Annotated in this window: 24 protein-coding genes; 21 read left to right on the forward strand and 3 right to left on the reverse strand. The window is 64.8% G+C overall.

Translation table 11 applies throughout. The annotated features are described in order from the left end of the window. Nucleotides 1–108 precede the first annotated feature (108 nt). Together ACVWZM_RS26385 and ACVWZM_RS26390 are read left to right on the forward strand one after the other, a co-directional pair. Nucleotides 109–630 (forward strand): DUF992 domain-containing protein, encoded by a 522-nt coding sequence (locus tag ACVWZM_RS26385; protein ID WP_057015953.1) that lies wholly within the window; start codon nucleotides 109–111, stop codon nucleotides 628–630. Nucleotides 631–1,594: 964 nt separating this feature from the next. Beyond that, nucleotides 1,595–2,077, forward strand: a complete 483-nt coding sequence (locus ACVWZM_RS26390) for a DUF992 domain-containing protein (RefSeq protein WP_168859258.1) — start codon at nucleotides 1,595–1,597, stop codon at nucleotides 2,075–2,077. Here the strand turns inward: ACVWZM_RS26390 and ACVWZM_RS26395 are convergent. Beyond that, complete coding sequence (locus ACVWZM_RS26395) at nucleotides 2,074–3,006, reverse strand: alpha/beta fold hydrolase (protein WP_456855299.1); 933 nt, start codon at nucleotides 3,004–3,006, stop codon at nucleotides 2,074–2,076. The genes ACVWZM_RS26390 and ACVWZM_RS26395 overlap by 4 nt on opposite strands. Nucleotides 3,007–3,130: 124 nt before the next feature. On the opposite strand from ACVWZM_RS26395, the gene ACVWZM_RS26400 reads away from it, so the two are divergent. The 6 genes from ACVWZM_RS26400 (at nucleotide 3,131) to ACVWZM_RS26425 (ending at nucleotide 9,480) form a co-directional block, all read left to right on the forward strand. Beyond that, nucleotides 3,131–4,045 carry a LysR substrate-binding domain-containing protein gene (locus ACVWZM_RS26400; RefSeq protein WP_456855300.1) on the forward strand — a complete coding sequence of 305 codons (915 nt, stop codon included), beginning with the start codon at nucleotides 3,131–3,133 and terminating at the stop codon, nucleotides 4,043–4,045. Nucleotides 4,046–4,205: 160 nt separating this feature from the next. Further along, entirely contained in the window at nucleotides 4,206–6,254 is a 2,049-nt protein-coding gene (locus ACVWZM_RS26405) for an elongation factor G (protein ID WP_253606878.1), read from the forward strand. Nucleotides 6,255–6,393: 139 nt separating this feature from the next. Then, nucleotides 6,394–7,035: a YoaK family protein gene (locus tag ACVWZM_RS26410; protein WP_057015948.1), complete on the forward strand. Its 642-nt coding sequence runs from the start codon at nucleotides 6,394–6,396 to the stop codon at nucleotides 7,033–7,035. A 31-nt stretch (nucleotides 7,036–7,066) separates the two neighbouring features. Then, entirely contained in the window at nucleotides 7,067–7,909 is an 843-nt protein-coding gene (locus ACVWZM_RS26415) for a shikimate dehydrogenase (protein WP_456855301.1), read from the forward strand. A 117-nt stretch (nucleotides 7,910–8,026) separates the two neighbouring features. Next, on the forward strand, nucleotides 8,027–8,605 hold the full coding sequence (locus tag ACVWZM_RS26420) for a hypothetical protein (protein ID WP_194295382.1): 579 nt from the start codon (nucleotides 8,027–8,029) through the stop codon (nucleotides 8,603–8,605). Nucleotides 8,606–8,871: 266 nt separating this feature from the next. Further along, nucleotides 8,872–9,480 (forward strand): single stranded DNA-binding domain-containing protein, encoded by a 609-nt coding sequence (locus ACVWZM_RS26425; protein ID WP_057015947.1) that lies wholly within the window; start codon nucleotides 8,872–8,874, stop codon nucleotides 9,478–9,480. Nucleotides 9,481–9,655: 175 nt separating this feature from the next. Here the strand turns inward: ACVWZM_RS26425 and ACVWZM_RS26430 are convergent, their stop codons facing one another. Then, nucleotides 9,656–10,792 (reverse strand): alpha-hydroxy acid oxidase, encoded by a 1,137-nt coding sequence (locus ACVWZM_RS26430; protein WP_016846679.1) that lies wholly within the window; start codon nucleotides 10,790–10,792, stop codon nucleotides 9,656–9,658. A 142-nt stretch (nucleotides 10,793–10,934) separates the two neighbouring features. Between ACVWZM_RS26430 and ACVWZM_RS26435 the strand changes: the two genes are divergently transcribed. The 12 genes from ACVWZM_RS26435 to ltrA all read left to right on the forward strand — a co-directional run bounded on the left by ACVWZM_RS26435 (nucleotide 10,935) and on the right by ltrA (nucleotide 24,364). After that, on the forward strand, nucleotides 10,935–11,108 hold the full coding sequence (locus ACVWZM_RS26435) for a hypothetical protein (RefSeq protein WP_162832399.1): 174 nt from the start codon (nucleotides 10,935–10,937) through the stop codon (nucleotides 11,106–11,108). Between the two features lie 216 nt (nucleotides 11,109–11,324). Then, nucleotides 11,325–12,671, forward strand: a complete 1,347-nt coding sequence (glmM, locus tag ACVWZM_RS26440) for a phosphoglucosamine mutase (protein ID WP_016846677.1) — start codon at nucleotides 11,325–11,327, stop codon at nucleotides 12,669–12,671. A 305-nt stretch (nucleotides 12,672–12,976) separates the two neighbouring features. After that, nucleotides 12,977–14,227, forward strand: coding sequence for an MFS transporter (locus ACVWZM_RS26445; RefSeq protein ID WP_057017932.1), 1,251 nt, complete (start codon nucleotides 12,977–12,979; stop codon nucleotides 14,225–14,227). Between the two features lie 301 nt (nucleotides 14,228–14,528). Further along, entirely contained in the window at nucleotides 14,529–15,374 is an 846-nt protein-coding gene (locus tag ACVWZM_RS26450) for an outer membrane protein (RefSeq protein WP_057017933.1), read from the forward strand. Nucleotides 15,375–15,747: 373 nt separating this feature from the next. Continuing rightward, nucleotides 15,748–16,461, forward strand: coding sequence for an outer membrane protein (locus ACVWZM_RS26455; protein WP_456856776.1), 714 nt, complete (start codon nucleotides 15,748–15,750; stop codon nucleotides 16,459–16,461). A gap of 81 nt (nucleotides 16,462–16,542) precedes the next feature. Next, nucleotides 16,543–17,133, forward strand: a complete 591-nt coding sequence (locus ACVWZM_RS26460) for a glutathione S-transferase family protein (protein ID WP_057017935.1) — start codon at nucleotides 16,543–16,545, stop codon at nucleotides 17,131–17,133. 18 nt (nucleotides 17,134–17,151) lie between these two features. After that, nucleotides 17,152–17,622, forward strand: coding sequence for a GNAT family N-acetyltransferase (locus ACVWZM_RS26465; protein ID WP_057017936.1), 471 nt, complete (start codon nucleotides 17,152–17,154; stop codon nucleotides 17,620–17,622). A gap of 168 nt (nucleotides 17,623–17,790) precedes the next feature. After that, nucleotides 17,791–18,003 (forward strand): hypothetical protein, encoded by a 213-nt coding sequence (locus ACVWZM_RS26470; RefSeq protein ID WP_057017937.1) that lies wholly within the window; start codon nucleotides 17,791–17,793, stop codon nucleotides 18,001–18,003. A gap of 78 nt (nucleotides 18,004–18,081) precedes the next feature. Then, nucleotides 18,082–19,254, forward strand: a complete 1,173-nt coding sequence (locus ACVWZM_RS26475; protein WP_057017938.1) for a phosphoserine transaminase — start codon at nucleotides 18,082–18,084, stop codon at nucleotides 19,252–19,254. A 228-nt stretch (nucleotides 19,255–19,482) separates the two neighbouring features. After that, nucleotides 19,483–21,072 carry a phosphoglycerate dehydrogenase gene (serA, locus tag ACVWZM_RS26480; protein WP_057017939.1) on the forward strand — a complete coding sequence of 530 codons (1,590 nt, stop codon included), beginning with the start codon at nucleotides 19,483–19,485 and terminating at the stop codon, nucleotides 21,070–21,072. A gap of 260 nt (nucleotides 21,073–21,332) precedes the next feature. Continuing rightward, a complete protein-coding gene (locus tag ACVWZM_RS26485) occupies nucleotides 21,333–22,505 on the forward strand; it encodes a thiolase family protein (protein ID WP_057017940.1) in 1,173 nt (390 codons plus the stop codon). Nucleotides 22,506–22,987: 482 nt separating this feature from the next. Further along, nucleotides 22,988–24,364 carry a group II intron reverse transcriptase/maturase gene (gene ltrA, locus ACVWZM_RS26490; protein ID WP_456816111.1) on the forward strand — a complete coding sequence of 459 codons (1,377 nt, stop codon included), beginning with the start codon at nucleotides 22,988–22,990 and terminating at the stop codon, nucleotides 24,362–24,364. Nucleotides 24,365–24,454: 90 nt separating this feature from the next. On the opposite strand, the gene ACVWZM_RS26495 is transcribed toward ltrA, so the two are convergent. Then, nucleotides 24,455–24,913, reverse strand: coding sequence for a MarR family winged helix-turn-helix transcriptional regulator (locus ACVWZM_RS26495; protein ID WP_076830085.1), 459 nt, complete (start codon nucleotides 24,911–24,913; stop codon nucleotides 24,455–24,457). Between the two features lie 81 nt (nucleotides 24,914–24,994). Between ACVWZM_RS26495 and ACVWZM_RS26500 the strand changes: the two genes are divergently transcribed. Further along, on the forward strand, nucleotides 24,995–26,428 hold the full coding sequence (locus ACVWZM_RS26500; protein WP_253589067.1) for an MFS transporter: 1,434 nt from the start codon (nucleotides 24,995–24,997) through the stop codon (nucleotides 26,426–26,428). The last annotated feature ends 7 nt before the right edge of the window (nucleotides 26,429–26,435 follow it).

Genomic DNA, 26,435 nt, shown 5'->3' on the forward strand with positions numbered 1-26,435 from the left:
ACGCGGGAAGTTTTTACGGCCGCTTTGCGCACTGCCTTGTTTTGGACACGAGCCTTCCTTCCTGTCCGCCGCGCGAATTCAGTTCAGTTCACCTTGCGGAGACAGATAATGCGACTTTCGACCCTCACCCTTGCAGCGCTTGCGTTGCTGGCGCCGTTCGCCACCGCCAACGCGGCGCCTCAGGTTCAAGCCGGGGTCCTGCAATGCCAGGGCGGCGAGAATGTCGGCTTCGTTGTCGGCTCTGTCGCGCGCCTCGAATGCGTGTTCCAGAGCGGCGGCCGTCGGCCCGAGCCCTATGTTGCGACCGTGAAGCGGATCGGCGTCGACCTCGGCGTCACCGCGACGACCCAGCTCGCCTGGGCCGTGAGCGCGCCGACCACCCAGCTCCCGCGCGGTGCGCTGGCCGGCAGCTACGGCGGCGTCGGCGTCAACGCCTCGGTCGGCCTCGGCGCCGGCGGTAACTTCCTGTTCGGCGGCCCGAACAATGCCTATGCGCTGCAGCCGGTCAGCGTGCAGGGCCAGACCGGCCTCAACGTTGCGGCCGGCATCGCCGGGATCGATCTCGAGCCGGTCGCCTACGGCGGTCCGCGCCGTCATCATCGTCACCACCGTCATCATCACCACCACTAGATTTGTCTTAACGCGTTTTCTTCACGCGAACCGGTATCCACTTCGCTCGAAAACGCTCTAAGCTGGTCGGTGTCCGATCAAAGAGGCCCGCGAAAGCGGGCCTCTTTTTTTGGTGTGCCGAGCATGTTCGACAGCTTGGAGGTGGAAGTCCTTTACCCAGCCTGATGGCGGCGAAGGGTTAGCGAAGCGCAAGGGCGTCATCGCGAGGTGGGGTCTGAAGGAAGCGTGGAGCAAACCTGCGGCCCGATGGACAAAAACCGGATAACGAGGCCTACCCAACCGGACGAGCGAGCCAATGATCGCAAAGTCCACAGTCATCAAGGGTTGGGGTGGTAAATCCGGCGGGCGTGCAGGGAAGGCGGTCGAACTTACCTCGGGAGATCTTCGGCGTGTCCGGGCGACCGGACTGAGCGGGCCGCAAGGTCCGTGATCGCGACGGAGAAGTCAGCAGACGGCATAGTAGGCGGAACGAGTTTCGCTGAAGGCCCGAACGCTGGAAAGACGTTTGGATGTGGAAGCCTCGAGCCGGCCATGCGGCTGAAATCCAGGTCACTGGCCTTTGGAGCGGCGGGAAAGGGTGAAGCCCGGACGGCGCCGCTCAAAGGGGCCGAAGCCGACACGACGGAGACCACTATCTGAGCCTCTGGCGCGGACGCAAAACAAACCGTTCGCGCTTAATCCGGTGAACCGCCGTATACGGACCCGTATGTACGGTGGTGTGGGAGGGGAGAGTCGCGAGACTCCCCCTATCCCGATTTGTCTGTTGTTTGCTGTCCGTTGCTCGATCAATCGGCAGACCCTGAGGAACATAGCAGCGCCGCAACATCTCCTGACAATCGGTGGCGGGCACCGCAAATTCTGGCTGGACGTTCGATGTTGTGGCATAGGATGCGAACGGCGCCGCAGACACGGCGCCGTTCGGTTCTCTGCTCGCGTCATGCCTCTCAGCCGGAGACTTCCCAACATGCGTCGCTTCACTCGCCTCGCCGGTGCTGCCATTGCCACGCTGACCGCAATCGTTGGCGCCAGCGCCCAACAGCCGATCCAGCGCGTGCAGGTCGGCGTCCTTGAATGCCGCGGCGGCGCGAGCGTTGGCTTCATCGTCGGTTCCGTGACCCATCTCGGTTGCGTGCTCCGCGCCAATGGTCTGCCTGAGGATCGCTACATCGCGACCATCCAGAAGGTCGGCATCGATCTCGGCATCACCCAGGAATCGGCGCTGGCCTGGGGCGTCTATGCGCCGGTGGAGCGGCTCGGGCCGGGTGCGCTCTCCGGCAACTATGCCGGCGCGCAGGGCAGCGCGACGCTCGGTGTCGGCGTCGGCGGCAACGTGCTGGTCGGCGGCTCCGACAACACGATCGCCCTGCAGCCGCTCAGCGTGCAGGGCCAGGTCGGCATCAACATCGCCGCCGGCCTCGAGAGCCTGGAGCTGCGTCCGGGCCGCTAACGCGCGCCCGTGCGGTTGATCAGCTTGCCGAAGAAGCCGCTTGCTTCTTCGGCAACGATCCCGGGCGCCTCGGCGTGAACATAGTGCCCGGTCTCGACGAACCTGATCGAAGGTTCGCTCCAATAGTCTCCCAACCTGTCCGACCATTCGGGCGCGATCAACGGATCGCGGCGGCCCCAGAGAAAGCGCGACGGCACGTCGATGCGCGGCTGCGCCGGCAGCTTGCCTTCCAGCCAGAGCCGGCGATTGGGCGCGGACGAGAGATACCAGTCGAAGCCGCCCTGGATGTTGCCCGGCTTCATGAAGTTGTCGACATAGGCTTCCAGCAGGTCGCCGAACACCGCGGGATCGTCGCCCGACCAGTGGTCGAGGAAATGCCGGAAGTAGAGCCGGCATGACTCGCGCGAGCTTCCGACCAATTGCGCGGCCCATGGCAGCTGCTGGAAGTATTGATACCAGACCTCGATCAGGTGGCCGGGCTGGCCGTAGCGATGGCCGAGGCCCGGATAGGGCGTGCAGAGATAGAGCGTGCCGATCAGCCGCTGCGGATGTCGATGCGACATCGCCTGCATGACGTAGGCGCCGAGATCGCCGCCGATGACGCCGAAGCGCTGATAGTCGAGCGCGTCCATGACGGCAAACATATCCAGCGCGTGGCGCTCCGCGGTGGCGGACGCATCGGGCCCCGTTGTCGGCTTGCCGGTGTCGCCGCAGCCGCGCAAGTCGGGCGCGATCAGTTCAAAACTGTCGCCGAGGCGCAGCATCAGCGGGCGCCACACCAGCCAGAACTCCGGCCAGCCGTGAAGCAGGAGCAGCGGCGGCCCTTTGCCGAAGCGCGCGACATTGACGCGCAAATCGCCGATATCGATCTTCTGTTGCGTAATGCCTGCCGCGGCTGCTTCTGCGAAGGCTTTTTCCAGCGCCGTCATGGGGACTCCCTTTGCTTTGTCGCAGGCTGTCCGCGTTCGCGCGTCCGGTCCAATACTCGTTCGATACGGTTGCAGAGCTATTGCGTATGACTGACGGCACCCGCCGCCGTGCTATACCGACGGCATGGAATTGCGACATCTCAGATATTTCGTGGCGCTCGGCGAGGAATTGAACTTCACCCGCGCGGCCGAGCGGCTGCACATCGCGCAACCGCCGCTAAGCCAGCAGATCCGTCAGCTCGAGGACGAACTCGGCGTGACGTTGCTGCAGCGGAATAGCCGTCCTGTCAGGCTCACCGAGGCGGGCGAGCTGCTGCTTGCGCGCGCCCGCTCCCTGCTCGCAAATTTCGAGGCCGCGGTTGCGGACACGCGGCGCGTCGGGCGCGGCCAGGCCGGCAAGCTCGCGATCGGATTCGTCGGCTCCGCGATGTTCGCCGGTCTGCCCGATATCATAGGCAGCTATCGCGACGCCTGTCCCGACGTCGAGCTCGTGCTTGACGAGATGCTGGCGGCCGAGATTGCCGAAGCGCTGCGGCGACGCCGGATCGATGTCGGCTTCGCACGCCCGGCGCTATTGCCGGAGGCGGGTCTTGCCCAGCGCCTGATCCTGGAGGAGCCCTATGTCGCGGCGTTGCCGCGCGCGCATCCGCTTGCCGAGAGGGACGACATTGCGCTTGCCGAATTGTCCGATGATGCCTTCGTGCTCTATCCGGCGCGGCCGGAGCCATCGGTCACCGGCCTGATCGTCGCCGCGTGCCAGGCCGCCGGATTCACGCCGCGACTCGCGCAGGAGGTGCTGCATCTGCAAACCGCGATTGGCCTGATCGCCGCCGGCGTCGGTGTATCGCTCGTCCCGGAGGCCGCGGCACGCGCGCAGACCGGTCGCGGCGTGGCGTATGTCCGCTTGGCCGCGCCGGCGGTTACGGCGCCGCTCACGATTGCGTGGCGTGAAGAAGATGTCTCGCCCGCCGTGCAACGCCTGCTCGACCTTGCGATACGCTGGCGCGAGATTTCTCCGGGACTTGCGCGAAGGAACTGACGCAGCGGATGCAATTGTCCGGACGATGGCTCGGAATTGCAAACCTCCGCGACGCCGCACCGCAGCGACGTTTTTCCCGCTTGCCAAATGTCAAGCGCAGGCAGAGCATAAACGGTCGCCGACCCAATCATGGGCCGAGCTCCAAAACGAGGAGGCGGCAATGGGACAAGACGTCAGAAGTCCCCGAGGTCCACGGTGCATCGCATTGGTGGGCCCTTTCCAAAGCGGTAAAACCACACTTCTGGAAGCGATCCTGGCGCGCACTGGCGCCATTAAAACTGCCGGCAGCGTCGATGCCGGAACCTCCGTCGGCGATGCCAGCCCCGAGGCGCGTCAGCACAAGATGGGCGTAGGCCTGACCGCCGCCACCACCACCTTTATGGGGGACAGCTACACCTTTATCGATTGTCCCGGCTCGATCGAATTCGCGCACGATATGCGTGCAGCGTTGCCGGCGGTCGATGCCGCGGTCGTGGTCTGCGAAGCCGACGAGAAAAAGCTGCCGCAGCTGCAGATCATCCTGCGCGAGCTCGAGGAGCTCGGAATTCCCCGTTTCCTGTTCCTGAACAAGATCGACCGCGCCAACAAGCGCGTCCGCGAGACGCTTGCGACGCTGCAGCCGGCCTCGCGCGTGCCGCTGGTGCTGCGCCAGATCCCGATCTGGAACGGCGATCTGATCGAAGGCTTTGTCGATCTCGCGCTGGAGCGCGCCTTCGTCTATCGCGAGCACAAGCCGTCGGAGGTGATGGCGCTCGAGGGCGGCAATCTCGATCGCGAGAAGGAAGCCCGCTTCTCGATGCTGGAGAAGCTTGCCGACCATGACGACGCGCTGATGGAGCAGTTGCTGGAGGATATCCAGCCGCCGCGCGATGCCGTGTTCGACGATCTCGCCCGCGAACTGCGCGATGGGCAGATCTGTCCGGTGCTGCTCGGCGCTGCGAGCCGCGAGAACGGCGTGCTGCGCCTGATGAAGGCGCTGCGCCATGAGGCGCCCGGCGTTGCCGAGACCGCCGATCGGCTCGGCATCAAGGATCAGAAGGATGCGCTGGCCTACGTGTTCAAGACCGTGCACTTGCAGCACGGCGGCAAGCTGTCGCTGGCGCGCGTGCTTGCGGGCCGGCTCGACGACGGCGCGACGCTGCAATCCTCAAGCGGCGAGAGCGGACGCGTCTCAGGCATCCTCGCGGTCTCGGGCGGGCATGACAGCAAGCGGCCGCAGGCCGAGGCCGGCGACACCGTCGCGCTCGGCAAGCTCGATGCGATCAAGACCGGCGATACGGTCTCGAGCGGCAAGACGGCGCCGGCCTCGCTGGTCAAGGTCGAGCCGGCCGCGGCCGTGCTGTCGATCTCGATTGCCGCGACCGACCGCAAGGACGATGTCAAGCTCGGCCAGGCGCTGCTGCGGCTGAACGAGGAAGATCCCTCGCTGACAATGATCCAGAACCCGCGCACCCACGACACCGTGCTGTGGGGGCAGGGCGAGATGCATCTGCGCGTGGCGCAGGAGCGGCTGAAGGACCGCTACGGCGTCAACGTCAAATCGCATCCGCCGGCGATCGGCTATCAGGAGACCATCCGCAAGCCGATCACCCAGCGCGGCCGGCACAAGAAGCAGTCCGGCGGCCATGGCCAGTTCGGCGACGTCGTGCTCGACATCAAGCCGAAGCCGCGCGGGTCAGGCTTCGAATTCCACGAGAAAGTGGTCGGGGGCGCGGTGCCGCGCAACTATATCGGCGCGGTGGAAGAGGGCGTTGTCGACGCGCTGGCGCGCGGCCCGCTCGGCTTCCCCGTGATCGACGTCGACGTCACGCTGACCGACGGCTCCTATCACAGCGTCGACTCGTCCGATCTCGCGTTCCGTACCGCGGCGCGGATCGGGGTCAGCGAAGGGTTGCCGCAGTGCCAGCCGGTGCTGCTGGAGCCGATCCATATGGTCGAGATCGTCTGTCCGACCGACGCCACCGCCAAGATCAACGCGATCCTGTCGGCGCGCCGCGGCCAGATCCTCGGCTTCGACACCCGCGACGGCTGGATCGGCTGGGATTGCGTCCGCGCCACGATGCCGGAATCGGAGATCGGCGACTTGATTGTCGAACTGCGCTCCGCCACCGCCGGCGCCGGCACCTTCACCCGCCAGTTCGACCGCATGGCCGAAGTGACGGGCCGCGCCGCCGACCAGATCATCGCCGCGCATCGCGACGCGGCGTGATCGAATTGTCATTCCGGGATGGTCCGAAGGACCAGACCCGGAATCTCGAGATTCCGGGTTCGATGCTGTCGCATCGCCCCGGAATGACGGGCCAAGATAGCGCCCGTGATTCCCTTCCTATGAGGCAGTTTCCGCCAGCATGCTTGAATCCCGCCGTAACCTGGCGCTGGCCTGCGCGCTCAGCGCAATGGCCGGCTATGTCGACGGCATCGGCTATCTGCATCTCGGCGGGCTGTTCGTCTCCTTCATGAGCGGTAACTCGACGCGGCTTGGCGTGACGCTGGCCGAGGGGCATTGGCAGCACGCGCTGGAAGCGCTGGAGCTGATCGTGCTGTTCGTCGCCGGCGCCGCAGCCGGCAGCCTGATCGTGCTCAGCGCGCTGGTGCATCGCCAGCCCCTGCTCCTGCTCATCGAGGCGTGGCTGCTCACGGCGGCGGCGGTGGCCTATGCCTATGGCCTGTCGAACGCCGCGGTCGCCGCCATCGTGCTGGCGATGGGGCTCGAGAACGCCGTATTCCAGCTCGAAGGCGGGGCCGGGCTCGGCCTCACCTATGTCACCGGGGCGCTGGTGAAGGCCGGTCAGCTGATCGCCGCCGCGCTCACAGGCGGTGCGGGCTGGGCCTGGCTCCCGAACCTGCTGCTGTGGGCGGCGCTGGTCGCGGGCGCGCTCGCCGGCGGGCTGGCCTATGGCTGGATCAACCTCGCCGCGATCTGGTTCGCCGCAGCCGCCGCGTTCGCCCTCAGCGCGCTGGTTGCCGCAACCGCGAAGCGGACGCATTGACAGCGCGCCCGCCTTGGCCGATGTCACGATCATGACGTCCTCAAGCAAAACCCGCGCCGCGTGCCTGATCGGCTGGCCCGCCGCGCATTCCCGCTCGCCGTTGATCCATCATTACTGGCTGCGCACGCTCGGCATCGAGGGCGGCTATGTGATCGAGGCGGTGCCGCCGGAGGACTTCAAGGATTTCCTGTTCCGCCTGTCGCTGCGCGGCTTCGTCGGCGCCAACGTCACCATTCCGCACAAGGAGCGCGCGCTGGCGCTGTCGGCACCGGATGCGCGCGCCCGCGCCGTCGGCGCCGCCAACACGCTGTGGTTCGCCGATGGCGAGCTGCGCTCGACCAACACCGATGTCGAAGGCTTCATCAACAATCTCGACGCCTGCGCGCCCGGCTGGGACAAGACGGAGGACGCGCTGGTGCTCGGCGCCGGTGGCGCGGCACGTGCGGTGGTGTTCGGCCTGATCGAGCGCGGCATCGCGCGCGTGCATCTGGTCAACCGCAGCATCGATCGCGCCCGCGCGCTGGCCGAGCAATTCGGCGCGCGGGTTCATCCCGCGACATGGGACGCGGTTGATAAGCTGCTGCCGCGCGCCGGCCTGCTGGTGAATACCACCTCGCTCGGCATGCATGGTCAGCCCGCGCTCGAGGTCGATGTCGGTCTGCTGCCGCAACACGCGGTCGTTTCCGATCTCGTCTATGTGCCGCTGGTGACGCCGCTGCTTGCGGCGGCAGAGGCGCGTGGTCTGAAGACCGCTGATGGACTCGGCATGCTGCTGCATCAGGCGGTGCGCGGTTTCGAATTGTGGTTCGGGCGGCGTCCGCAGGTCACGCCGGAACTGCGCACGCTTGTTGAGGCCGATCTCACAAAGACTTGAGGCCTGGAATAGCATCTCCGGAACGGGGTCTGGTGTTAGTCCCCCCGCGTTCCCTCCCGGAGATCAGTCATGCCTGCCAGCCGCTCCCATCTCATTCGGCCGTTCATCGCGCTTGCGATGGTGACGGTGTCCACGCTCTACGCGCTCGCGCAGCAGCCGCCGACACCGACGCGGGTGCGTGGAACCGTCGAGAGCGTCGACGGCGATACGCTCGCGGTGAAGTCGCGCAGCGGCGAGGACGTCAAGCTGCACATGGCAGGCAACATGGTGGTGCTCGGTCTCACCAAGATCGCGCTGTCCGACATCAAGGTTGGTTCCTTCATCGGCACGACCACCGTGCCCGGCCCCGACGGCACGCCGAAGGCGGTCGAGGTGCACGTCTTCCCGGAGAACATGCGCGGCACCGGCGAAGGCTCGCGGCCGTACGATCTGAAGCCGAACAGCAGCATGACCAATGCGACCGTCGCGCAATCCGTCGTCAGCAATGACGGCCACACATTGCTGGTCAAATACAAGGACGGCGAGAAGAAGGTGGAAGTCGCACCCGATACACCGGTCGTGACCTATGTTCCCGGCGACAAGGCGGACCTGAAGGCCGGCGCCAAGGTCATCGCTTTCATGAAGAAACTGCCGGACGGCTCGCTTGAGACCGACCGCGTCAGCGTCGGCCGCGACGGCCTTACGCCGCCGATGTGACGCACAATGTCATCCCGGGGCGATGCGAAGCGTCGGGATATCGAGATTCCGGGTCTGGTCCTTCGGACCATCCCGGAATGACGATCTGAACGGGCTACATCAGAACACGCGAGCGCATCACCTGTCCGTTATCGCAGTAACAGTTCCCTCGTCCGGCGCGTAGTTGTCGTGTGAGCCGTCGCTTCCGCGAGGAGTTGTGGCTTGCACGGAATACCACCAACTCCCCGGTGTTCCCTGATTCGCCAGCCCAACCCATGAGGGACACCATGCCGAAATCGACGCTGTTCGCCGCATTGCTTCTTGTTGCCTTTGCCTCGGCTGCATCCGCGCAGCAGCCGCCGGCGGTGCGTATCCGCGGCACCATCGAGGCCGTCGACGGCGCGATGCTGTCGATCAAGTCGCGCGACGGTGCCGACATGAAGGTGCGGACCACTGACAACGTCGCGGTGTTCGGCGTCGCCAAGACCGATCTGTCGGAGATCAAGCCCGGTTCCTATATCGGTGTCACCGCGATGCCCGAGCCCGACGGAACGCAGAAGGCGATCGCGGTTCACATCTTCCCGGAGAACCAGCGCGGCGCCGCCGAAGGCTTCCGCCCCTGGGACCTGCGCGCCAATTCGACCATGACCAACGCCACCGTCGCCGAGACCGTGAAGGGCACCGACGGCCAGAACATCACGGTGAAGTACAAGGACGGCGAGAAGAAAGTCGTGGTGCCGCCGGGCACCCCGGTCGTCACCTTCGTCGCCGGCGACAAGTCGGAGCTGAAGCCGGGCGCCAAGATCATCATCTTCGGCGCGCTGAAGAAGGATGACGGCACGCTGGAAGCCAACCGCGTCAATGTCGGCCGCGACGGGATTGCGCCGCCGATGTGAGGCAGAGCAGGCTCCGCTGTCGTCCCTGCGAAAGCAGGACCCATAACCACAGGGTTGAGTTGTTGAAGCGCGCTGTCGCCGCGGCGTTGCGAAACGACGGCCATCGGTGGTTATGGGTCCCGGGTCGCGCTTCGCTTGCCCGGGACGACGTGTTGAGAGAGGCTGCCGCTCCGCGCTAAACCGCCAGCACGTGATCGTCGATCTCGGCGATGGTGTTGACGCCGCACAGTCCCATCGTGGTGGTGAGCTCCTTGCCCAGAATATCGATCGCCTTGGCGACGCCTTCCTGGCCGCCGGCGCCGAGGCCATAGGCATAGGCGCGGCCGATCATGCAGGACTTCGCGCCGAGCGCGAGCGCCCGCATGACGTCCATGCCGGTGCGGATACCGCCGTCGAACATGATCTCGAGCTTCGAGCCGACCTCATCGACGATCTCCGGCAGCACCTCGATCGAGGACGGCGCGCCGTCGAGCTGGCGGCCGCCATGGTTGGAGACCACGATCGCCTGGGCGCCGGTCTTGGCGGCAAGCTCGGCGTCCTCGACGTCGAGGATGCCTTTAAGGATCAGCTTGCCCGGCCAAATGCTGCGGATCCAGTCGATGTCCTTCCAGTTCAGCGAGGTGTCGAACTGCGAGGCGGTCCATTCCGACAGTTTCGTCAGATCCTCGGTGCCTTTGACGTGGCCGGCAATGTTGCCGAAGGTGCGGCGCTTGCCTTGCAGCACGCCTGATACCCAGGCGGGCTTGGTCGCGAAGTCGATCAGCTTCGACAGTGACCATTCCGGCGGCACCGTCATGCCGTTCTTGATGTCCTGGTGGCGCTGGCCGATCACCTGCAGGTCGACGGTCAACACCAGCGCCGAGCATTTCGCCGCGATCGCGCGCTCGATCAGCGACTTGATGAAGCCGCGGTCCTTCATGACGTAGAGCTGGAACCAGAACGGCTTGTCGACGGCGGCGGCGATGTCCTCGATCGAGCAGATCGACATCGTGCTCTGGGTGAAGGGAATGCCGGCCGCCTGCGCGGCGCGGCAGGCATAGATCTCGCCGTCGCCATGCTGCATGCCGAGCAGGCCGACCGGCGCCAGGATCAGCGGCATCGCGGCCGGCTCGCCGAGGATCGTGGTCGCCAGGGTGCGCTTGGACACATCGACCAGGATGCGCTGGCGGAACTTGATCTGCTGCAGATCTTCCGAATTCGCGCGCAGCGTGTCCTCGGTGTAGGAGCCGCGGTCCGCATAATCGAAAAACGCCTTCGGCACCCGGCGCTTGTGCAGCTGGCGCAGATCTTCGATGCAGGTAATGTGCTTCATGGACGGTCCCGGCCCTTCTTCTGTGTCGCAAGTTCGATATCGCGAGCCTTGTTTTAGGCAGCAAGTCTTGCGGGTGTTCGATCTTGCCGTCATCTAGCATGGATGGGAGGCCTGCCAAATCGAAGACGGATGGGAGAGCGCGATGACCCAATCAGGCTCCAAACCGAAAGCAGACGAGAACGCCGAGAAGCGCCGGCTCGACGAGGCCCTGGAAGAGGGGCTGGAGGAGACGTTTCCCGGTTCCGACCCCGTCAATGTCACCCAGCCGGCCCCCAGCAAGGGCGACCAGCACGTCAAGCGCAACGGCAAAGGGTAGGGGACGGCGTTCGTTCCCCAGGTTGCCGAAAGAGTAATAATGTTATATCTTTCAGTGCCTTAATGTAGAGGCACGGGGTTTAGCCCCGGTAATGATTCATCATATTTTTTGAAGTCCTTTTAGCGCCTGGCAGTCTATAAGGCCGATGCACGCTAGACTGGTAGGCGTTCAGGACTCTCTCGCCGGGTGGTTCGAGAGGTCCGTCTTGGGGGTTACATGAGCCGCAAATATTTCGGGACCGATGGAATTCGGGGCCGCGCCAATGGGCTGATCACGCCGGAGCTCGCGCTCAAGGTGGGGCAGGCCGCAGGGTTGGTGTTTCAGCGTGGCGATCATCGCCATCGCGTCGTGATCGGCAAGGACACGCGGCTGTCCGGCTACATGATCGAATACGCCATGGTCGCGGGCTTCACCTCGGTCGGTATGGACGTGCTGCTGGTCGGCCCGATGCCGACCCCGGCGATCGCGATGCTCACCAAGTCGATGCGCGCCGATCTCGGCGTCATGATCTCGGCGTCGCATAATCTTTTCGAAGACAACGGCATCAAGCTGTTCGGCCCGCAGGGCTTCAAGCTGTCGGACGATGTCGAGAAGCAGATCGAGCAGCTGCTCGACGAATCGCTCGACCGCCGCCTGGCGCAGAGCGCGAGCCTCGGCCGCGCCCGCCGCATCGACGGCGTCCATGACCGCTACATCGAATTCGCCAAGCGCACGCTGCCGCGCGATCTCTCGCTCGACGGCCTGCGCGTCGTGGTCGATTGCGCCAATGGCGCCGCCTACAAGGTGGTGCCGGAAGCGCTGTGGGAGCTCGGCGCCGACGTGGTGCCGATCGGGGTCGAACCCGACGGCTTCAACATCAACAAGGAATGCGGCTCCACCTCGCCGGAAGCGCTGTCGCGGAAGGTGCGCGAGATGCGCGCCGACATCGGCATCGCGCTCGACGGCGATGCCGATCGCGTCATCCTGGTCGACGAGCGCGGCCACATCGTCGACGGCGACCAGCTGCTCGCGGTGATAGCGCAGAGCTGGAAGGAGGAGGGGCGCCTCGCCAAGCCCGGCATCGTCACGACCGTGATGTCCAATCTCGGGCTGGAGCGCTTCCTGCAGGGCCTCGGGCTGCAGATGGTCCGCACGCCGGTCGGCGACCGCTATGTGCTCGAGCAGATGCTGAGCGGCGGCTACAATCTCGGCGGCGAGCCGTCGGGCCATATCATCATGTCGGACTATTCGACGACCGGCGACGGTTTCGTCGCGGCACTGCAGGTGCTGGCCGTGGTGCAGAAGCTGCGCCGCCCGGTGTCGGAGATCTGCCGGCGTTTCGACCCGTTGCCGCAAATCCTGAAGAACGTGCGCTATCGCAGCGGCAAGCCGCTCGACGACGCCGAGGTCAAGTCCGCGATCACCGACGGCGAGAAGCGCCTCAACGGCCATGGCCGTCTGTTGATCCGCCCCTCCGGCACCGAGCCGGTGATCCGCGTGATGGGCGAGGGCGACGATCGTATCCTGGTGGAAGAGGTCGTCGACAACATCGTCAGCGCACTCGGCCACGCCGCCGCGGCTTAAGCCCCGTCCGGCCTCGTCAGCTCGTGATCCTGAGGAGCGCGCCCTTGCGCGCGTCTCGAAGGATGCACGGCCCATTGTCGCAATGTGGCGAGCGCCGGGCCGTGGACCCTTCGAGACGCGCGGAGCCTGTCATCGGGCCGCGCTTTGCGCGGACCCGTTGGCGCTCCTCAGGGTGACGGGGATAGAGTTTGGCCGCCGGCTGGCCACACAGCGCATCGCTGCCATCGGCTAACGCAACTGGTTTGCCTCACCTCCGCGTCGTACGACACGGAGGTATTTTTGCGAATCTGTCCGGGAATGCTGCATTGAACAAACCCGTCGTGAGCAAACAGGCGCTGGGCGAGCCGGTGGCGGTGCCGGAGCTGACGGCCGCGAAGGTTGCCGCCGCTGCGGGGCCGGCCTATGTCGTGCTTGCCGGCATCAGCTTCTCGCACTTCCTCAACGACACGATGCAGTCGCTGATCGCTTCGGTCTATCCGATCCTGAAGGACAATTACGCGCTCGACTTCGCGCAGATCGGCATGATCACGCTGGCGTTCCAGTTCACGGCGTCGCTGCTGCAGCCGCTGGTCGGGCATTTCACCGACAAGAAGGCGCAGCCGTTCTCGCTTGCGATCGGCATGGGCTTCACCTTTTTCGGTCTGTTGCTGCTCAGCGTTGCGCATACCTATGGGGTCATCCTGATTGCGGCTTCGCTGGTCGGCCTTGGCTCCGCGGTGTTCCACCCGGAATCGTCGCGTATCGCGCGGCTGGCGTCAGGCGGACGTTACGGTTTCGCGCAATCGGTGTTCCAGCTCGGCGGCAGTTTCGGCACCTCGATGGGGCCGGTGCTCGCAGCACTGATCGTGGTGCCGTTCGGTCAGCCCTCGATCGCCTGGTTCTCCTCGATCGCGTTCCTTGCCATCGTGATCCTCTGGCGCATCGGCGTCTGGTACAAACCGCAGATATCGGGCAAGAAGACGGCCGCCAGCGCGCGGCATCCCGACCATCCGGATCAGCGGCGCGTGAAGATCGCGCTCATCGTGCTGGTCGCGCTGCTGTTCTCCAAGCAGCTCTATGTCTCGAGCCTGTCGAGCTATTACATCTTCTATCTGATCGACCGGTTCGGTGTCTCGACGCAGGCGGCGCAGCTCTATCTGTTCGTCTTCCTTGCCGCCAACGCCGCGGGTGCGTTCATCGGCGGTCCGCTCGGCGACCGCTTCGGCCGCAAATACGTGATCTGGTTCTCGATCCTCGGCGCGCTGCCGTTCACGCTGGCGCTGCCCTATGCCGGCCTGTTCGCCAGCGCCGTGCTGACGGTGGTGATCGGTTTGATCATCTCGTCGGCGACGTCGGCGATCATCGTGTTCGCGCAGGAATTGATGCCGCATCGCTTCGGCATGATCTCTGGCGTGTTCTTCGGCGTCGCCTTCGGGATCGGCGGTCTCGGCGCCGCCGTGCTCGGCAAGCTCGCCGACCACACCTCGATCGCCTTCGTCTATCAGCTGTGCGCCTTCCTGCCGGCGATCGGCCTGCTCGCGGTGTTCCTGCCGAGGATGCCGCGGGCCGTGCGCTGAACGCCCGGCCGCGGACGCGACGCCCGCGTTAAGCATTCGCTAACACACCCGGCCCGCGTGCCTTGCGAACGGCGCGGATGCGTCAACGCTTCATTAGCACTTTTGGCGGGATCGCGATGTTTCGTCGCCAACCTGCGTCATTTATGGACCCATAAGCGACAGCCGCAGAGAAAGGTGAGAGAAAATCAACCTTAAAAATTAGGGTTAAGTGCCGCTTAAACATTTCCTGCCATCGTCCGGGCCGTGAGTTTCAGACGTGGGGCTTTCGTGTCGCCTCACTTGGCCCAAAAGGACGAAGCCAATGCGTAGCGTAAAGACCCTGATTGCCGCCGGTGCGGCATCTCTGTTGTCCTCGGCGGCGTTCGCCGCCGACATGCCCATCATGCCGCCACCTCCGATGGCGTATGCTCCTCCGCCGGTCCAGGATTTCGGCGGCTGGTATCTGCGCGGCGACATCGGCATGACCAACACCCAGGCCAAGCTGCACGTCAACGCCTACGACACACTGCCGGCCGGCACTGCCTTCAACCAGTATGGCCACGGCTTCGACGGCGGCGTGCTCTACGGCATCGGCGTCGGCTATCAGTTCAACAGCTGGTTCCGCGCCGACATCACCGGTGAGTATCGCTCGAAGGTGAGCTTCAACGGCACCGATTTCTTCACGTTCCCCGGGCCCAGCCCGCTGAGCGACGCCTATCATGGCGGCATCCAGAGCTGGGTTGGCCTCGTCAACGTCTACGCTGATCTCGGCACCTGGGGCTGTTTGACCCCGTTCATCGGTGCCGGTGTCGGTGCCGCGACGATCAAGACCTCGGCCTTCTCCGACGTCGCGACGTTCCCGAGCGGGTCGGGCCTCACCAGCTCCTTCATCGCCGATGGCGCCACCAAGACCAACTTCGCCTGGGCGCTGCATGCCGGTGTCGCCTACAAGGTCACCAACAACTTCACGGTTGAACTGGCCTATCGCTACCTCGACATGGGCACTGCCGCCCACGGCCAAGGTCACTTCTTCGACGGCACGCCGGCCGGTCCCTCGAGCTTCCAGTACCGCGACATCACCTCGCAGGACGTGAAGCTCGGCGTGCGCTTCAACTTGCCGTGCTGCGACGTGCCGCCGCCTCCGCCGCCGCTGATCCGCAAGGGTTAATTTCGGGCCTTCACGGTTAACGATTGCAACGGCGCGGGACCATCCCGCGCCGTTTTTCTTTGCCGCGTCATGTCGCGAACTTGCCGCGTCATGTCGCGCACTTCTGCAACTTGCATGCTCGAAAACGGGCGGCGACAACGATTGGTTAAGGTTAACAGGCGATGATCAGCGCGAAATCGGTGCGGTGGATGGAGCGTTGCAATGCGTAGGTTGGTGCTGGCGGCGATGATGATTGGAACGGTGACCCGGCGCGCAGGCTGCCGACCTGCCGGACTTTCCGATCCTGCGCGGCTCCTATGTCGATGCACCGAGCAGGAGCGGGAACTGGGAAGGATGGTACGTCGGCGGCCAGATCGGCTATTCCTCCGGCGACATCGATTTCAGCCACGCGCCAAGCGCGATGACCTCCTTTATGCTGCGCGAGAGCGTTCTGGCCGACCCGGTTTCGGGTTGGGCCCTGCTGCCGAAGAACCATGCGCAGAGCAACGGGTTCGGCGCGTTCGTCGGCCGCAACTGGCAATGGGACGACGTCGTGCTCGGCGTCGAGGCCAACTACAATTACCTGAACGGCCTCGAAAGTTCGGCGGGCGACTCGATGACGCGGCAGATCGTGAATCCCAAGGGCGAGACTCCTCCGAGCGGGCACACCTACACCTACAACACCACGTTGTCGGGGAGCGCCGCCTTGCAGGTCAAGGACGTCACGACCTTCCGTGGACGCGCCGGATGGGCGGCAGGCAACTTCCTGCCTTACATGTTCGGCGGTGTTGCGGTGGGACGCATGTCCGTGTCGCGTTCGGCGACGGTGTCGTTTGACAAGTACGATGCCTGGGCCGAGACCCAGACGGTCGGCAACAACACCGTTACAATTCAGCATAACGACTACCTGGGCTCAGGCAGCGCCGCCCAGACGGAGCAGCGGGTGAACAACTATGCGGTCGGCTGGACCGCGGGCCTCGGCCTTGAATATTGCGTGGTCGGCGGGTTGTTTCTCCGCGGCGAGTGGGAATATGTGCGCTTCGCGGCGGTCAAGAATATCGCCGTCGACATGAACAGCTTCCGGGTCGGCGCCGGCTACAAGTTCTGATCGCCGCTGCCGTAGCCGGCGACGGTTGACAGACCGGGGAGCGACTGCTGCTCTGTCGCCTCACGGTCGGAGCGCGATCACATGAAAATCTACGGCGACGCCAATTCAGGCAACTGCCTGAAGGTGAAATGGGTGTGCGACAGGCTGGCGCTGCCGTACACATGGGTCGAGATCGACACCATGAAGGGCGGCAGCCGGACCGCGGAATTCCTCAAGCGAAACGGCTGGGGCCAAGTGCCGACGATGGAGCTGGATGACGGCCGCACGCTGGCACAATCCAACGCCATCATCCGCTATCTCGCGCGCGGCAGCGACCTGATCCCGAGCGATCCCTATCGCGCGGCGCAGATGGATGCCTGGATGTTCTGGGAGCAGAACAGCCACGAGCCTTATGTGGCCGTCTGCCGCTTTCAGGCCGTGTATCTCGGCAAGGCCATCTCGGAGATCGATCCGAATCTCATCAAGCGCGGCTATGTCGCGCTCGATCATCTGGAGCGGCATCTTGCGGGGACGCAATTTTTGGTCGGAGACGCGTTCTCGCTCGCCGACGTCTCGCTGCTCGCCTATACCCGTGTCGCGGAGGATGGCGGCCTCGAACTCGCGCGCTATCCCGTGATCCGTCGCTGGATCGCCGATGCCGAGCGCGTGCTCGCGCTGCCGCCGGTCCGCTGACCTCAGGTGAATGCCGCCATGACTGAAGCTTCATCCATCACGATCCGCCGCGCTCGCCGCGAAGACGTCGCCGCCATCGTCGGCATGCTTGCGGACGATCCGCTCGGCAGTGCGCGCGAGCGGATCGAGGATCCGCTGCCGCAAAGCTATTACGAGGCCTTCGCGCGGGTCGAGCGTGATCCCAATTTGCAGCTCGTCGTCGCCGTCGACGGGGACGGCGTCGTCGTCGGCTGTCTGCAACTCGCGGTTCTGCCGGGCATCAGCTCGCAAGGCGGCTCGCGCGGCCTGCTCGAGGACGTTCGCGTTGCAAAGCATTGCCGCAGCCGCGGCATCGGCGAGAAGCTCGTGCAGTGGGCGGTCACGGAGGCGCGCGCGAGAGGTTGCATGCTCGTCGAGCTGCTGACGCATCAGACGCGGGTCGATGCGCAGCGCTTCTATGAAAGGCTCGGGTTCGCGCGCAGCCATGTCGGGATGACGATTCGCTTTTGAAACGCGTGCAAGAAGTTGTGCCATCTACCGGGCAATACCTGCAGCAGCGGATAGTCTGCGATCCGGTTAACAGCCAATAAACTAAGCCGGTCTCCGTGATTTTACGGGTCGGAACGAGTCCGGTATGTCGGACGTCTCCCACGGGGCGGCGGGCAACTGGGGATTGGAATGTCGGATTATTCGATCGTGCGGGTCGGCAACGAATACATCGTGCAGGCCGGCGAGAAGCGCATTCTGAAAGTATCGAGCCGGCGCAGGGCAGTTAAGATCATGACTCTGGCGGCAGATTTACTCGATCAGGAGACGATCCAGCACGTCGAGGACGCCCCATCAATCAGCCGTGATGCCCGGATTGTTCCAGACGAGTCTGAACTTTCTTGACGTTTGGGTACCTTTCCACTATCCCCGACCGCGGGAAACCTCTCCCCACCGAGAGGCAGCTATCTGGAAGGGTAGATTATGACTGCAGCGAAGCCCGCTTCGCGGCCTGAAGTGCCGCATTTTTCCTCCGGCCCCTGTGCCAAGCGCCCCGGCTGGAACCCCAACAATCTCAAGGACGCTGCCCTCGGCCGCTCGCATCGCGCGAAAGTCGGCAAGGCCAAGCTCAAGCTCGCGATCGAACTGACGCGCGAGGTGCTTGAGGTGCCCGCCGATTACAAGATCGGCATCGTGCCGGCGTCGGACACCGGCGCGGTCGAGATGGCGCTGTGGTCGCTGCTCGGCGCGCGGCCCGTCACCACGCTCGCCTGGGAATCCTTCGGCGAGGGCTGGGTCAGCGATATCGTCAAGGAATTGAAGCTGAAGGACGTCACCAAGCTCAATGCGGCTTATGGTGAAATCCCCGATCTCTCCAAGGTCGATCCGAAGTCGGATATCGTCTTCACCTGGAACGGCACCACCTCGGGTGTGCGCGTGCCGAACGCTGACTGGATCAGCGCGGATCGCGAAGGCCTGACGATTTGCGACGCGACCTCGGCCGCCTTCGCGCAGCCGCTCGATTTCGCCAAGCTCGATGTCGTCACCTTCTCCTGGCAGAAGGCGCTCGGCGGTGAAGCCGCGCACGGGATGCTGATCCTGTCGCCGCGCGCGGTGGAACGGCTCGAGACCTACAAGCCGGCCTGGCCGCTGCCGAAGATCTTCCGCCTCACCAAGGGCGGCAAGCTCAACCAGGGCATCTTTGAAGGCGAGACCATCAACACGCCGTCGATGCTCTGCGTCGAGGACTATCTCGATGCGTTGAACTGGGCGAAGTCGATCGGCGGCCTGAAGGCGCTGATCGCCCGCGCCGATGCCAACACCAAGGCGCTCGCCGACTGGAAGGCGAAGACGCCCTGGATCGACTTCCTGGCCAAGGATCCCGCGATCCGTTCCAACACCTCGGTGTGCCTCAAGTTCACCGATCCCGCGATCACCTCGCTTCCATCGGACGCACAGGCCGACTTCTGCAAGAAGCTGGTCGCGCTGGTGGAGAAGGAGAACGCCGGCTTCGACTTCGCGTATTACCGCGATGCGCCGGCGGGTCTGCGGATCTGGTGCGGCGCCACCGTCGAGGCCAAGGATGTCGAGCTGCTGACGCAGTGGATCGACTGGGCGTTTGCCGAGACCAAGGCAGCGTTGCCCAAGGCGGCATAAGTTTTCTCTTGTCACCTCTTCCCGTTCTTACGGGGAGAGGTCGGATCGCTCGGCAGCGCAATTGCGCGCCTGAGCGATCCGGGTGAGGGGCCCTTTCGGCTTGTTCCTCGCTCGTGGCTGCCCTCACCCCAACCCTCCCCGCAAGAGCGGGGAGAGGTAGAAGTGATCAGAGACTTCACCAGATCGGTCCAGGAGACCCGCCCGCGGCAGGGCAAAGGAACAATCGAGATGACAAAACCCAAAGTTCTGATTTCCGACGCGCTGTCTCCCGCCGCCGTCCAGATCTTCAAGGATCGCGGCGTCGAGGTCGACTTCCAGCCCAACCTCGGCAAGGACAAGGAAAAGCTCGCCGAGATCATCGGCAATTACGACGGCCTCGCGATCCGCTCGGCCACCAAGGCGACCGCCAAGCTCATCGAGAAGGCGACGAGGCTCAAGGTGATCGGCCGCGCCGGCATCGGCGTCGACAATGTCGAGATCCCGGCCGCGACCGCCAAGGGCATCATCGTGATGAATACGCCGTTCGGCAATTCGATCACGACCGCCGAGCACGCGATCACGCTGATGCTGGCGCTGGCGCGCGAGATTCCGCAGGCCGACGCCTCGACCCAGGCCGGCAAGTGGGAGAAGAACCGCTTCATGGGCGTCGAAATCACCGCCAAGACCCTCGGCGTGATCGGCTGCGGCAATATCGGCACGATCGTCGCCGACCGCGCGCTCGGCCTGCGCATGAAGGTGATCGCGTTCGATCCGTTCCTGTCGCCGGAGCGCGCCAAGGACATCGGCGTCGAGAAGGTCGAGCTCGACGATCTCTTGAAGCGCGCCGACTTCATCACGCTGCATACGCCGCTGACCGAGAAGACCCGCAACGTGATCGATGCGGTCGCGATCGCCAAGATGAAGAAGGGCGTGCGCATCATCAACTGCGCGCGCGGCGGCCTGGTCGACGAGCAGGCGCTGGTCGACGCGCTGAATTCCAAGCATGTCGCGGGCGCCGCCTTCGACGTGTTCGTCGAGGAGCCGGCGACCTCGAACGTGCTGTTCGGCCATCCCAACGTGATCTGCACCCCACATCTGGGCGCCTCCACCACCGAGGCGCAGGAAAACGTCGCGCTGCAGGTCGCCGAGCAGATGTCGGACTATCTGTTGTCGGGCGCGATTTCCAACGCGGTCAACTTCCCCTCGATCACCGCGGAAGAGGCGCCGAAGCTGAAGCCGTTCATCGAGCTTGCCGAGAAGCTCGGCTCGTTCGCCGGCCAGCTCACCGAGAGCGGCATCCTCAAGACTGAGATCACCTATGAGGGCCACGTCGCCGAGATGAAGATCAAGGCGATCACCTCGGCGGTGCTGTCGGGCCTGCTGCGGCCGATGCTGGGCGAGGTCAACGTGGTCTCGGCGCCGGTCGTCGCCAAGGAGCGCGGCATGGTGGTGGACGAGGTCGTCCGCGCCGCGCAGAGCGACTATGAAAGCCTGATCACGGTCACAGTCACCACCGAGCGTCAGGAGCGTTCGGTGTCCGGCACCGTCTACGCCGACGGCAAGCCGCGTCTCGTCGACATCAAGGGCATCCGTGTCGACGCCGAGTTCGGCAAGTCGATGATCTACGTGACCAACGAGGACAAGCCGGGCTTCATCGGCGCGTTCGCGAGCCTCTTGGGTGATGCGAAAATCAATATCGCGACCTTCCATCTCGGCCGCGTCAAGCAAGGCGGCGATGCCATTGCGCTGGTCGAGGTCGACGGCGCGGTGCCGGCGGAGCTGCTCGCCAAGGTACAGACACTGCCGCAGGTGAAGCAGGCCAAGGCACTGACGTTCTGAGCCGCTGACGTTTTAAAGGCGCTGGCGTTTCAAACGCTGTTTGAGCGGTCCTCGTCATCGCCCGGAACGCCCGGCATGACGGAAGGAAGATACCGCTCAAGCAGTCCATATTCCGATCTGCGGAACATGACGCCGTCTCCGGTCCCGGAGGCGGCGTTTGTCGTTCCGGGGCGTCCGGTATTGCTGTTGCGCCCGCCGAAAAATGTGTACGAACGGGCCACGACGCGCCACAATGACCGTCATCTCAGAGGGAGAAAACAATGCGTGAAGCCGTAATCGTTTCCTACGCGCGCACCGGCCTGGCAAAGTCCGGCCGTGGCGGATTCAACATCACCCCGCCGATGTCGCTCGCCGCGCACGCCATCAAGCACGCGGTCGACCGCGCCGGCGTCGACAAGGAATATGTCGAGGATTGCTATCTCGGCAATTGCGCGCATGGCGCGCCGAACATCGGCCGCCAGGCGGCGCTGCTCGCCGGCCTGCCGAAGTCGACCGCGGGCGTCTCCGTGAACCGCTTCTGCTCGTCGGGCCTGCAGACCATCGCGATGGCCGCCAACTCGATCCGTTCCGACGGCTCCGATTGCATCGTCGCCGGCGGCGTCGAGAGCATCTCGATTCCCGGCGGCGGCTCGCCGAAGGAATCGATCGATCCCGAGCTGCTCAAGACCGCGCCCGACATCTTCATGGCGATGATCGATACCGCCGACATCGTGGCCGAGCGCTACAAGCTCAGCCGCGAATACCAGGACGAGTATTCGCTGGAGTCGCAGCGCCGCATGGCCGCCGCGCAGCAGGCCAACAAGTTCAAGGACGAAATCGTCCCAATGAAGACGAAGATGAAGGTGGTCGACAAGGCGACCAAGGCCGAGTCGATCGTCGACTACGTGGTCGATCGCGACGAGTGCAACCGCCCCGAGACCACGCTGGAGGGCCTCGCCAAGCTCGAGCCAGTCAAGGGCCCGGGCAAGTTCATCACCGCCGGCAATGCCAGCCAGCTCTCCGACGGCGCCGCCGCCGTGGTGCTGATGGAGGCCAAGGACGCCGAGAAGCGCGGCCTCAATCCGCTCGGCCGCTTCGTGGCCTGGGCCTCGGCCGGCTGCGAGCCCGACGAGATGGGCATCGGTCCGGTGTTTGCGGTGCCGAAGCTGCTCAAGCGCCACGGCCTGAAGGTGGACGACATCGATCTCTGGGAGCTCAACGAGGCGTTCGCCAGCCAGTGCCTCTATTCGCGCGACCAGCTCGGCATCGATCCCGAGAAGTATAACGTCAATGGCGGTTCGATCGCGATCGGCCATCCCTTCGGCATGACCGGCGCCCGGCTCACCGGCCACCTGCTGCAGGAAGGCCGTCGCCGCAAGGCCAAGTGGGGCGTCGTGACCATGTGCATCGGCGGCGGCCAGGGCGGCGCCGGCCTGTTCGAGATCTACAGCTAAGCGCGATCGACACTGATCGTGTGCGAACGAGCGGCCCGGCGGCAACGCCGGGCCGCTTTTCATGTGTGCCGAGTATGAACGACAGCTTGGAGGTGGAAGTCCTCTATCCAGCCTGATGACGGCGAAGGATTAGCGAAGCGCAAGGGCGTCATCGCGAGGTGGGGTCTGAAGACAGCGTGGAGCAAAGCCGCGGCTCGATGGACAATTACCGGATAACGAGGCCTACCCGGCCGGACGAGCGAGCATGTGATCGCGAAGTCCATAGTCATCAAGGGTCGGGGTGGTAAATCCGGCGAGCGTGCGGTGAAGGCGGTCGGTCTTACCTCGGGAGGTCTGTGCTGTGTCCCGGTAACGGGACTGAGGTCGTCGTAAGGCGACTTGACCGCAGCGCAGAAGTCAGCAGCGGGCATAGTAGGCGGTGGCGTGCCGTCGAAGGCCCAAACGGTGGAAGTGGCCAGTAGAACGGTGATCTCGCGCGAGCCATGCGGCAGAAGAATCAGGTCGAGCTGAACTTGGGCACCGGAGCGAAGGGTGAAGCCCCGAACGCCGCCGCCCAAGAGTCCGAAGCGCGCGCGGCGGCCACCGCCCTCGAACGCCCGGCGGCCGCAGGGCCGTCGATGGAAGCGGTAATCGAGCGTGAGAACCTGAAGACGGCGTTGGCGCAAGTGACGCGCAACAAGGGCGCGGCGGGCGTCGATGGGATGACCGTCGATGAGTTGCCGGCCCACCTGAAGGAGCACTGGCTAGCGATCCGAGCCCAGTTACTTGAGGGCACCTACAAGCCGCAGCCGGTGCGGCGGGTGGAGATACCGAAGACGTCGGGCGGCCTGCGGCCGCTCGGCATCCCGACGGTGCTCGACCGCTTGATCCAGCAGGCGGTGATGCAGGTGCTGCAGGCGGATTGGGACGGGACGTTCTCCGAGACCAGCTTCGGCTTCCGGCCGGGGCGCTCGGCGCATCAGGCGGTGGAACGGGCGCAGACGTACATTGCGGCCGGCCACAGCTTCGTGGTGGACATCGACCTGGAGAAGTTCTTCGACCGGGTCAACCACGACATCCTGATGAGGCTCGTTGCCAAGCGGGTGACTGACAAGCGCCTCCTGAAGCTGATCCGCGGATTCCTGAATGCGGGTGTGCTGGAGAGAGGGCTGGTCAGTCCGACGGAAGAGGGTACGCCGCAGGGCGGTCCGCTCTCGCCGCTATTGTCGAACCTGATGCTGGATGTGCTGGACAGGGAACTGGAAAGACGCGGCCATCGCTTCGTGCGCTACGCCGATGACTGCAACATCTATGTGCGCAGTCGGAAGGCGGGCGAGCGGGTGCTGGCGGGCATCGAACGGTTCCTCGAAAAGCGCCTCAAGCTCAAGGTCAACAAAGCCAAGAGCGCGGTCGCCAAACCGAGCGTTCGCAAGTTCTTGGGCTTCAGCTTTATCGGTGGGAAAGAACCGCGTCGGCGCATCGCGCCGCAGGCACTTGCCCGCTTCAAGGCGAAGGTCCGAGGACTGACACGACGCACCTGCGGCCGAAGCCTCGCGCAGATTGCCAAGGAACTATCGCGCTATCTGATCGGATGGCGCGGCTACTTCGGCATCTGCCAAACCCCGTCGGTGTTGCGCACACTTGACGAATGGCTCAGGCGGCGGTTGCGCGCCATCGCCTGGAAACAATGGAAGCGCGGTGACACTCGCTTTGCCGAGCTGCGACGCTGCGGCGTCGGCCGGGATCTGGCGGCACAAACCGCCGGCAGCCCGCATGGCCCTTGGCGGCTCGCGAACAGCCCCGCGCTCACCATCGCCATGCCAATCGCGTTCTTCAGGGCACTCGGCTTGGCTTCCGTCGCGGCACAGCAGCCCGCATAATCCACCGAACCGCCGGATACGGACCCGTATGTCCGGTGGTGTGGGAGGGGAGAAGCCGCGAGGCTTCCCCCTATCCCGATTTGGAGCCGGCTAGCTCGCCGGTGAGGTAAGCGCGCGCTCGTCAAACTCGAGCGAGGCAATCAGTTCGAGCGTCTGCCGGAGATCGGCGGCCTGCCTTGCGCCGAAGGCGGTCTCGAAGCGCTCCTGCGCCTTGAGCCATGCGGCCTGTGATTCCTCGAGCCTGGCTTCGCCGCGCTTGGTGAGCCGCACCAGCCGGCTGCGCCGGTCGCTCTTGTCGACGGTGATGGTCAACAGACCGTCGCGCTCGAGCGGCTTGAGGTTGTGGTTCAGCGCGGTGCGGTCGAGCACCAGGGCTGCGGCAAGCTCGCCCATCGTCGGCGCGCCCGACCGCCTGACATAGACCAGAATCGCCCGTTGCGTGCCGCGCAGGCCGGATGTCGCAAGGACCTGATCGTAGAGCTGCGACACCCGCCGCGTCGCCTTGCGCAATGCCGTGAGATTACACCGGCTGGGCTCCGTTTTCGCCATCGCTGCCTCCGAGGACTTGACAGATACATGCATATGCACCTAATGGCAATAGATGCATATGCACGTATTTCGGAGGGTGTGATGTCGGAGGTAGAGGCGGAGACCATCGATCTGGTCGTCGAACCTGATGCGCGGCCGCAGTCCGGCGTCGCCACCGCAACCCCGCGCCAGGTGCTTGCGATCGTGTCGGTCGGAATTTGCCTCGCCAATCTCGATCTGTTCATCGTCAATGTCGGGCTGTCGAACATCGCGCAGGAATTTCGCGCCGCCTCGCTTGAGGATTTGTCCTGGATCCTCAATGCCTACGCCATTGCCTACGCGGCGTTGCTGGTGTTCTTCGGCCGGCTCGCCGAACGCCACAGCCGCAATCTCAGCTTCCTGCTCGGCGTCGCGCTGTTCACGGCCGCGTCGGCGGCATGTGCGCTGGCCTCCAGTGTCGAGTTCCTGGTCGTCTCCCGCGTGGCGCAAGCGGCCGGTGCGGCATTGATGACGCCAACCTCGATCGGCCTGCTGCTGGCGTCGTTTCCGCCCGAGCAACGCGCCGGGGCGGTGCGCACCTGGACGGCGATCGGCGGCCTTGCCGCCGCACTGGGCCCGCTCGCGGGAGGCGTGCTGGTCACCTTCGACTGGCGCTGGATCTTCATCGTCAATGTCCCGATCGGCGTCGTCGCACTGATCGTCGGCTGGCTGAAATTGCCCGAAGTGCCCGGTCACGACGTGCCGCGTCCGAGTTCATGGGCTGCGCTGCTGGTGACCTCCGGTATCGGTGCGCTGACATTTGCGATCGTGAAGGCGAACGATTGGGGATGGAGTTCGCGCGGCGTCGTGCTTGGCTTTGCCGTCGCGACCGTCTCGCTCGCCGCCTTCGCGTGGCATTGCCTCAGATCGAGGAATCCCTTCGTCGATCCTGCGCTGTTCGCGGTCAGGCCGTTCACCGGCGCGTCGTTGGTGATGGCGCCTTATTCGGCGGCCTTCGGCGCCATGCTGCTGTCCTGCGCCTTGTGGGAGCAGACGGTATGGGGCTGGTCGGCGTTGAAGACCGGCCTTGCGATCGCTCCCGGCCCGCTGATGGTGCCGATCACCTCGCTGCTGTTTGCCGGCCGGCTGATTGCGCGGTTTGGCGCCGCGGCCGTCGTCTCCGCCGGAATCCTGCTGTTCGCGGCCGGCCTCGCGATCTGGGCGACGCTGCTCGGGGCCGACCCCAATGCGCCTGCCGTCGTCGCGGGCGTGATGCTGATCGGTATCGGCGTCGGGCTGACCTTTCCGACCCTGATGGGCGTCGGCGCCGGCGCGCTGCCGCCGTCGTCGTTTGCCACCGGCTCCGGCGTCATCAACATGATCCGGCAGGCGGCACTGGCGATCGGCGTCGCGATCTTTGTGGCGATCCTTGCAACGCCGGTCTCGATGACCGAGCGGATCGCAGCGTTTCAGCGCGGCTGGTGGATCATGATCGCGATCACCTTGGCCGGCTTCGTGCCGAATTATCTGTTCATCCGGCGCAAGGCAGATCGCTAACGCCCGA

The organism is Bradyrhizobium sp. USDA 4501 (genome assembly GCF_054062115.1).

Coding starts and splice junctions, on each gene's coding strand:
- ACVWZM_RS26425 (WP_057015947.1), top strand. CDS start 8,872: ATGCCGAAATCGACGCTGTTCGCCGCATTGCTTCTTGTTGCCTTTGCC.
- ACVWZM_RS26500 (WP_253589067.1), top strand. CDS start 24,995: ATGTCGGAGGTAGAGGCGGAGACCATCGATCTGGTCGTCGAACCTGAT.
- ltrA (WP_456816111.1), top strand. CDS start 22,988: ATGCGGCAGAAGAATCAGGTCGAGCTGAACTTGGGCACCGGAGCGAAG.
- ACVWZM_RS26395 (WP_456855299.1), bottom strand. CDS start 3,006: ATGACGGCGCTGGAAAAAGCCTTCGCAGAAGCAGCCGCGGCAGGCATT.
- ACVWZM_RS26390 (WP_168859258.1), top strand. CDS start 1,595: ATGCGTCGCTTCACTCGCCTCGCCGGTGCTGCCATTGCCACGCTGACC.
- ACVWZM_RS26475 (WP_057017938.1), top strand. CDS start 18,082: ATGACTGCAGCGAAGCCCGCTTCGCGGCCTGAAGTGCCGCATTTTTCC.
- glmM (WP_016846677.1), top strand. CDS start 11,325: ATGAGCCGCAAATATTTCGGGACCGATGGAATTCGGGGCCGCGCCAAT.
- ACVWZM_RS26435 (WP_162832399.1), top strand. CDS start 10,935: ATGACCCAATCAGGCTCCAAACCGAAAGCAGACGAGAACGCCGAGAAG.
- ACVWZM_RS26405 (WP_253606878.1), top strand. CDS start 4,206: ATGGGACAAGACGTCAGAAGTCCCCGAGGTCCACGGTGCATCGCATTG.
- ACVWZM_RS26430 (WP_016846679.1), bottom strand. CDS start 10,792: ATGAAGCACATTACCTGCATCGAAGATCTGCGCCAGCTGCACAAGCGC.
- ACVWZM_RS26415 (WP_456855301.1), top strand. CDS start 7,067: ATGACGTCCTCAAGCAAAACCCGCGCCGCGTGCCTGATCGGCTGGCCC.
- ACVWZM_RS26400 (WP_456855300.1), top strand. CDS start 3,131: ATGGAATTGCGACATCTCAGATATTTCGTGGCGCTCGGCGAGGAATTG.
- ACVWZM_RS26460 (WP_057017935.1), top strand. CDS start 16,543: ATGAAAATCTACGGCGACGCCAATTCAGGCAACTGCCTGAAGGTGAAA.
- ACVWZM_RS26450 (WP_057017933.1), top strand. CDS start 14,529: ATGCGTAGCGTAAAGACCCTGATTGCCGCCGGTGCGGCATCTCTGTTG.
- ACVWZM_RS26495 (WP_076830085.1), bottom strand. CDS start 24,913: ATGGCGAAAACGGAGCCCAGCCGGTGTAATCTCACGGCATTGCGCAAG.
- ACVWZM_RS26485 (WP_057017940.1), top strand. CDS start 21,333: ATGCGTGAAGCCGTAATCGTTTCCTACGCGCGCACCGGCCTGGCAAAG.
- serA (WP_057017939.1), top strand. CDS start 19,483: ATGACAAAACCCAAAGTTCTGATTTCCGACGCGCTGTCTCCCGCCGCC.
- ACVWZM_RS26470 (WP_057017937.1), top strand. CDS start 17,791: ATGTCGGATTATTCGATCGTGCGGGTCGGCAACGAATACATCGTGCAG.
- ACVWZM_RS26420 (WP_194295382.1), top strand. CDS start 8,027: ATGGTGACGGTGTCCACGCTCTACGCGCTCGCGCAGCAGCCGCCGACA.
- ACVWZM_RS26465 (WP_057017936.1), top strand. CDS start 17,152: ATGACTGAAGCTTCATCCATCACGATCCGCCGCGCTCGCCGCGAAGAC.
- ACVWZM_RS26385 (WP_057015953.1), top strand. CDS start 109: ATGCGACTTTCGACCCTCACCCTTGCAGCGCTTGCGTTGCTGGCGCCG.
- ACVWZM_RS26410 (WP_057015948.1), top strand. CDS start 6,394: ATGCTTGAATCCCGCCGTAACCTGGCGCTGGCCTGCGCGCTCAGCGCA.